The following is a 6706-nucleotide window of genomic DNA, read 5'->3' as shown; positions in this document are numbered from 1 at the left end:
GAATTTGTCGAATTGGAAGAAGCGCCGGCACTGGACGCTAAACGAAAGCATGACATTGACCTGGTCATCGATCGGCTCAAAATTCGCGAGGGACAAGAAACGCGGCTTGCTGAGTCACTTGAGTTGGCGTGCGAACACGGCGACGGAATGGTGCGCGTGCTCAACCTTGAAACGATGCAAGAAACGGTTTTTTCAGCGCGCTATGCCTGTCCCGAATGCGGTTATTCGATCAGCGAGCTTGAGCCGCGCATTTTCTCGTTCAACAACCCGGCGGGCGCCTGTCCAAGTTGTGACGGACTTGGAGTCGAACAATATATTGACCCAGAACGCATTGTCGTCCACCCGGAAAAATCGCTTGCCGATGGCGCCATCCGTGGTTGGGACAAGCGCAATGGCTTTTACTTTGCCATGTTGAAAAGTCTTGCCCATCACTATGGTTTCGACCTGGACACACCGTGGAACAACCTGCCACCAGCGATTCACAAGGTCATCCTCTATGGCAGCGGGCCCGAAGCCATTCCGTTTGAATACCATTCCGATCGCGGGTTGTCTGTGACACGCCAGCATCCATTTGAAGGCATTATTCCAAATCTGGAACGCCGCTACCGAGAGACGGAAAGCAATTCAGTACGCGAAGAAATCGCCAAGCTGTTCCAGCAAAAGGCTTGCCGTGAGTGCCACGGGGCGCGTCTGAAACGAGAGGCACGCCATGTGTTGATTGACGGCCTCAGCCTTCCGGAACTGTGCCGAAAATCGATTGGTGATGCCCTTGCCTTTTTGCAAAATTTAAAGCTACCAGGCAAACGTGGTGAAATCGCGGCCAAAATATTAAAAGAAACCAACGAACGCTTAGGCTTTTTGCTCAATGTGGGACTCGACTATCTGACCCTGGACCGAAGTGCTGAAACGTTATCGGGGGGCGAAGCCCAGCGAATTCGACTGGCCAGTCAAATTGGCGCAGGATTGGTTGGTGTCATGTATGTGTTGGATGAGCCTTCCATCGGTTTGCATCAGCGTGACAACGAACGGCTTCTCAACACTCTGATTCGTTTAAGAGACATGGGCAATACCGTGATTGTTGTCGAACACGACGAGGATGCCATCCGCGCCGCCGATTTTATCGTCGATATTGGGCCGGGGGCAGGCGTCCATGGGGGTGAAATTGTTGCCGCGGGCCCCCTGCCAGAAATCACCAAGTGTCAACGGTCACTGACTGGGGACTACTTGGCAGGCCGCAAACGTATTGAAATCCCGCAACCAAGAAAAACGCCAGATGGCCGGTTTTTAACGATCCACGGTGCCTGCGCCAACAACTTGAAGAACATTGACGCGGAAATTCCTGTCGGTCTCATGACCTGTGTCACTGGTGTGTCAGGTTCCGGCAAGTCCACTCTGGTCAATGATACCCTCTACCCCGCCGTGGCCCGTGTGCTCAATCGAGCCACGCCGCACAAAATTGGTGAACACAAGGCCATCACCGGCATCGAACATTTCGACAAGGTCGTGGATATTGATCAAAGCCCCATCGGTCGCACACCACGTTCCAATCCGGCCACCTATACTGGCATTTTCACGCCCATTCGCGAGCTTTTCGCTGGCACTCCCGAGGCCCGCTCGCGTGGTTATAAACCCGGTCGTTTCAGCTTCAACGTCAAAGGTGGACGCTGCGAAGCCTGCCAAGGCGATGGTCTTATCAAGGTAGAAATGCATTTCTTGCCAGATGTCTATGTGCCCTGTGATGTGTGTAAGGGCGATCGGTACAACCGAGAAACACTGGAAATTCGCTACAAGGGCAAGAATATCCGTGAAGTGCTGGACATGACGGTCGAAGAAGCACTGGAATTTTTTGCCAATATTCCAGCCGTCAAGCGACGCCTACAGACACTCATGGACGTCGGGCTTGGCTACATCACGTTGGGACAACCTGCCACCACGTTATCCGGCGGAGAGGCTCAACGGGTCAAGCTGTCTCGTGAGCTGGCCAAACGCGACACCGGCAAAACGCTCTACATCCTGGATGAACCCACCACTGGCTTGCATTTTCACGACATTGCGCAATTGCTGAGAGTGTTGCGCCGCCTCGTCGAACATGGCAACACCGTGGTGGTCATCGAACACAATCTGGATGTCATCAAATGCGCGGACTGGATCATTGATTTGGGGCCCGAAGGCGGTGATGGTGGTGGTCAAGTGGTCGCAGTCGGGCCACCGGAAGTGGTGGCACAGGTCGAGACCTCACATACTGGGCGCTTTCTTAAACCGCTGCTCAGCTAATGGTCAAAGGCCCAAAAACTTCGCCACCACAACCCCAAATAAGTGGCGTAACCGCGCGATCGACTGCGAATGATGCCTTGCCGATCGATGAAATAGTAGGTTGGGAACGCTTCGACCCGGTAGGCATTCGCCAGCCCTTGAGTGCCAAGCACAATGGGCACGCTGAGATCGTGTTCGCGACGATAGGCGACGAGTTCGTTTCGGTCACGCCACGACAAAGCCACAAGCCGCACGGCCACATCGGGGTGGTGGCGTGCGAAACGATCGATGGTGGCCATATCAAGATGGCAAATATGACACCACGGTGCAAAGAAAAACACCATGGTACCCTTGTGCGTACGCGAGACCAACGGCATGGTGTCACCATCAAGCGTCACGACCGGCTGATCTGCCAATGGTGCTGGCACAGCAAGCGTTAATAACCGTGATTCCTGCCACCACATCAGTAGCAGCAGGCCAATCAGCGGCAAACTCCATACAGACCATCTTTTGACTGTGCGCCAAACCCGCATTGTATTCATCCTTTCAATCGCGGCACCGCCCGGCTGACTGTGGCACCATCAATGCCCGCCCCGTAACACTCACTCAAAATATTGACGGTCCGCATTGCCGCTATATGGTGACATTGCTATGGCAAGTCTTCGTCGAATGGCTTGTTGTCCATTAGACATCGATAAAGGGTTCGTTTCTTTTCCCCCGTCAGTTCTGCCGCAATTTGTGCTGCCTGACTAGGTGAGAGATGAGCCGCCAATCGTTTGGCCAACATCTCTGGTGTCATGTGCAGACTAGGCGGCGACTTGTCCACCCCTTCGACCAAGACAACAAACTCACCGCGTCGCCGCTCCGGAACCGCCGTCAGCCAATCGACCGCCTCAGCCAACCTGCCGCGCCAAATGGTTTCGTGACACTTGGTCAATTCCTTGGCAATCGCACAGACTCGCTCGGTACCGAAGACATGCTGTGCATCGGTGAGCATATCGACAATCCGATGCGTTGACTCATAAAAAATGAGTGTGCGAGGCTCGGTCGCCAGCGCTTCCAAACGCGCTTGTCGCGCATGCTTTTTGGCAGGTAAAAACCCCTCAAAGACAAAACGGTCAGACGGCAAACCACTCGCAGACAAAGCGACAATGGCCGCACAAGGCCCCGGAATCGGCACCACAGGGATCTTCGCTTCGTGCGCACAGCGCACCAAGTAAAAGCCTGGATCAGAGACAAGCGGCGTGCCCGCATCACTCATCAAGGCCACTTGCTCACCTTGCTGACAACGCGCGATGATCCGAGGCGCTCGCTCACGTTCATTGTGCTCGTGCAATGACAACATGGGTTTGTCCAATGCAAAGTTGGCCAGCAACTGTTTGGCACGCCGGGTGTCTTCAACCGCCAGCAAATCGACTTTTTTGACGACCTCTATGGCCCGTTGTGACCAATCATGCAGATTGCCTATCGGCGTCGGCACCAAATATAAACACCCCGGACTCGACGACATGGCTTTGTGTCTCTGGTATTGACCATGCGCTTACTTTATCATGGAGCCAGCTTGGAACATCAGTGAATTTCCATAATGACCGCCAAATTATTTTGCCGGATTATCACTGTCGCATGCATCGCGATGTTGTTGGCTGGCTGCCCATCAAAACCAGTCAAGACACCGGTTTCTGTCACGAACATTGAACCCGCTCAGCGAAACTTTGAGCAATGGATAAGACTGGCCTCCCAAGCGCCGGCTGACAAAAGGGCCTCGCTGTATCTTAATGCGACACAGGCGGCCATACGCACTCAGCGATTTGTCGATGCACAATCAGCACTCGCCGAGGCCAAACGCCACCCGATGACGTCGCTCGACATGATGCGTTGGCAGCTTTATCAGGGGATCTTGCTCACCCATCAAGGTGACTTTAATGGCGCTTTGGCATTATTTAGCAAAATCTCGCCCGTTGGAGACGATGACATCCGCTTGTTCCACCTTTGGCGTGCACGGGCCTATCAACTGAGTGGAAACTATCTCGAAGCGGCCCGAGAAAGAATCGTATTAATGTCGCTGTTGCCCGAGGCACGCAAACAGGACAATGCCGACGCCATCTGGTATTTGTTATCGCAAATTTCACCCGACTATCTGGCGCTTTTTGCCCAGTCGACCGATCCCAACACACCGCTGTATGGCTGGCTGCAACTGGCCACTCTACGCGCACAATACAAAGGCCGTCCGGTCGAACTGTTGCGCGCACTCAAGACATGGCAAGCTCGTTTTGCTGACCATCAAGCCAATCAATGGTTGCCGCGCGAGCTCGCATCAATCCAAAAGGCCACGCTATACGCACCAAAAACCATCGCCATTCTACTACCCGAAACGGGGCCCCTCGCACCATCTGCGACGATTATCCGCAAGGGCATCGAAACGGCCTATCTGCTAGAACGCGGTGCGCGTCCAAGACTGCTGTTTTTCGACAGCCAAACCAAAGATCTCAAGGCACTTCATGAACAACTGCTGGCCCAATCGGTGGACTTTGTGATTGGGCCATTGGACAAAGCACGGGTGGCTCAATGGTTGGCGCTGACCACCATCCCGACGCTTGCGCTCAACCGAGTCGACGAAAAGATAAGCAGCGCCGAGCATACCTACCAGTTTGGTCTGCCCATTGAGGATGAAGCACGACAAATTGCCAATCGGATGCGACAAAATGGTTTTCGTCACGTCGCCACGCTGGTGCCAGACACTGGCCTAGGCCAACGCGCCTTCGACAGCTTCCGCAAACAATTTTTGCAAGATAAAGACAATCGTATTGTCAGCCAGAAGATCTATATTCCGGGTCGAGAATACACCAATACCGTCAAATCGTTGCTTGGAATCGACCAAAGTGAGAAAAGGCGAAAAGAGGTGGAACGCTGGATTGGCCACGAGGTTGAGTTTATCCCACGCCGTCGACAGGACCTTGAGGCACTTTTCGTCCATGCAACACCGATGGAGGGCAGGCGCATCAAACCGTTGCTTGATTATTATTTTGCCTTCGATCTCCCTATCTACAGTGACTCAAAAATATTCGGCGGGAAAATGAATGATCGACTGGATAAGGATCTCCTGCGTGTTGAATTTGTCGACATGCCTTGGCTACTACAAAAACATCCTGCGGAACTGTCGGCCATTTTGGAACAATTGAAATCGATCTGGCCATTTGCCTATTCCGGAGGACAAGGCCGGTTATTCGCCTATGGTATGGATGCGCTTCGTATTATCCCGCAACTCGGTGTGTTGGAAGCCTTTCCGAAACAATATTTTTCGGGGGTTGTTGGGCGTCTCTACATGGATCAGAACACATTGGTTCGAGAAATGCCGTGGGCAAAATTCACCAAAAAAGGCGTGCAATGGATAGGGTATGCCGATGAACTGGAAGGATCGACTGGCCAAGGGCTTCATCCGTAAACACACATCCGGCCAGATAGCGGAACACATCGCAGAACAATTTCTCAAAAAGCAGGGATTGCGTCTAATTGCGCGCAATTATCGTTGCCGTTTTGGCGAAATCGACCGGGTCATGTTTGAGCCGGAAAGCAATAGCCTAGTTTTCGTTGAAGTACGGTTTCGCGCCGCTGGCGCATGGGTGGACGGCGTCACATCGGTCGATCAACGCAAGCAGCAACGCCTGATTACCACAGCACGACATTTTTTGAGCCAACACAAGCACTATCAGTCCCATCCCATTCGTTTTGATATCATTTCCCTCGCCCATTTATCTGTGGAACAGGTAGAATGGTTGCCAAACGCTTTTGATGCATCAGGATGGTGATATGGAGACACTGGCACGCGTACGAGAGAACTTCAACCGAAGCATTCAGAGCAAGATCGATGCCGCCGACACCTTGCCAGAAAAAGTCGCAGCCGCTGCGGAGCTGATGGTGCATACCTTGATAAGCGATCGAAAAATCATGGTGTGTGGTGATGGCATCTCTGGCGAACTGGGCGATATGTTTGCCAACCAATTAATGCACCAAATCCAAAGAGAACGGCCCGCCCTGCCTGTGATTTCGCTGACCGCAAACGCAGCACTGTATTCGGCCATTGCTCGCGACACAGGTTTGAATGAGGTGTACGCCCGGCAAATTCGCGCCCTGGGTCAGAACGGCGATGTCTTGGTGGTGGTGACCGCCAACGACCAGAGTCCCTCATGCGCTCAGGCGATTCGCACGGCCCTGAGTCGGGATATGCTGATCATCGCCATCGCAGGTGACAATGATGGCGAAATCTGGAGTTTGACGGGCGCGGACGATGTTGAAATTCGCATCAATGCCACACGACGTCAGCATATCTACGAAGTCCAACTGATGGTGCTCAATACGCTGGCGGAGCTCATCGACATCAGCTTGTTTGGAGAATTCGCATGAAAAAAGTTTTGCTGTTGGCCCTTGCCATTGTGGCGACATCTATCAACACCGG

At 53.1% G+C, this 6706-nt stretch carries 6 protein-coding genes; 4 read left to right on the top strand and 2 right to left on the bottom strand.

Annotated elements, in window-relative coordinates:
• A partial coding sequence (gene uvrA / locus D6694_10170; GenBank protein ID RMH40308.1) for an excinuclease ABC subunit UvrA occupies window positions 1-2274 on the top strand: 2274 nt, incomplete at its 5' end.
• Here the strand turns inward: uvrA and D6694_10165 are convergent.
• Window positions 2271-2795 (bottom strand): TlpA family protein disulfide reductase, encoded by a 525-nt coding sequence (locus D6694_10165; GenBank protein ID RMH40307.1) that lies wholly within the window; start codon window positions 2793-2795, stop codon window positions 2271-2273. The two genes, uvrA and D6694_10165, sit on opposite strands and share 4 nt — an antisense overlap.
• 107 nt (window positions 2796-2902) lie before the next feature.
• On the bottom strand, window positions 2903-3763 hold the full coding sequence (rsmI, locus tag D6694_10160; protein RMH40306.1) for a 16S rRNA (cytidine(1402)-2'-O)-methyltransferase: 861 nt from the start codon (window positions 3761-3763) through the stop codon (window positions 2903-2905).
• Between the two features lie 75 nt (window positions 3764-3838).
• On the opposite strand from rsmI, the gene D6694_10155 reads away from it, so the two are divergent.
• From D6694_10155 to D6694_10145, 3 genes are read left to right on the top strand one after another with little or no spacing between them, the layout of a single operon-like run.
• Window positions 3839-5695, top strand: coding sequence for a hypothetical protein (locus tag D6694_10155; protein RMH40305.1), 1857 nt, complete (start codon window positions 3839-3841; stop codon window positions 5693-5695).
• Window positions 5655-6059 (top strand): YraN family protein, encoded by a 405-nt coding sequence (locus D6694_10150; protein ID RMH40304.1) that lies wholly within the window; start codon window positions 5655-5657, stop codon window positions 6057-6059. The genes D6694_10155 and D6694_10150 overlap by 41 nt, the downstream gene beginning before the upstream one ends.
• Window positions 6043-6654 carry an SIS domain-containing protein gene (locus tag D6694_10145; GenBank protein RMH40303.1) on the top strand — a complete coding sequence of 204 codons (612 nt, stop codon included), beginning with the start codon at window positions 6043-6045 and terminating at the stop codon, window positions 6652-6654. The genes D6694_10150 and D6694_10145 overlap by 17 nt, the downstream gene beginning before the upstream one ends.
• The last annotated feature ends 52 nt before the right edge of the window (window positions 6655-6706 follow it).

The sequence above is a fragment of the Gammaproteobacteria bacterium genome, assembly GCA_003696665.1.
Taxonomy (GTDB): Bacteria; Pseudomonadota; Gammaproteobacteria; order Enterobacterales.
Note: the sequence above shows the minus strand (reverse complement) of the source record. Positions and strands in the feature narration are given on the sequence as shown.

Coding starts and splice junctions, on each gene's coding strand:
- D6694_10165 (RMH40307.1), bottom strand. CDS start 2,795: ATGAATACAATGCGGGTTTGGCGCACAGTCAAAAGATGGTCTGTATGG.
- D6694_10155 (RMH40305.1), top strand. CDS start 3,839: ATGACCGCCAAATTATTTTGCCGGATTATCACTGTCGCATGCATCGCG.
- D6694_10150 (RMH40304.1), top strand. CDS start 5,655: ATGAACTGGAAGGATCGACTGGCCAAGGGCTTCATCCGTAAACACACA.
- D6694_10145 (RMH40303.1), top strand. CDS start 6,043: ATGCATCAGGATGGTGATATGGAGACACTGGCACGCGTACGAGAGAAC.
- rsmI (RMH40306.1), bottom strand. CDS start 3,763: ATGTCGTCGAGTCCGGGGTGTTTATATTTGGTGCCGACGCCGATAGGC.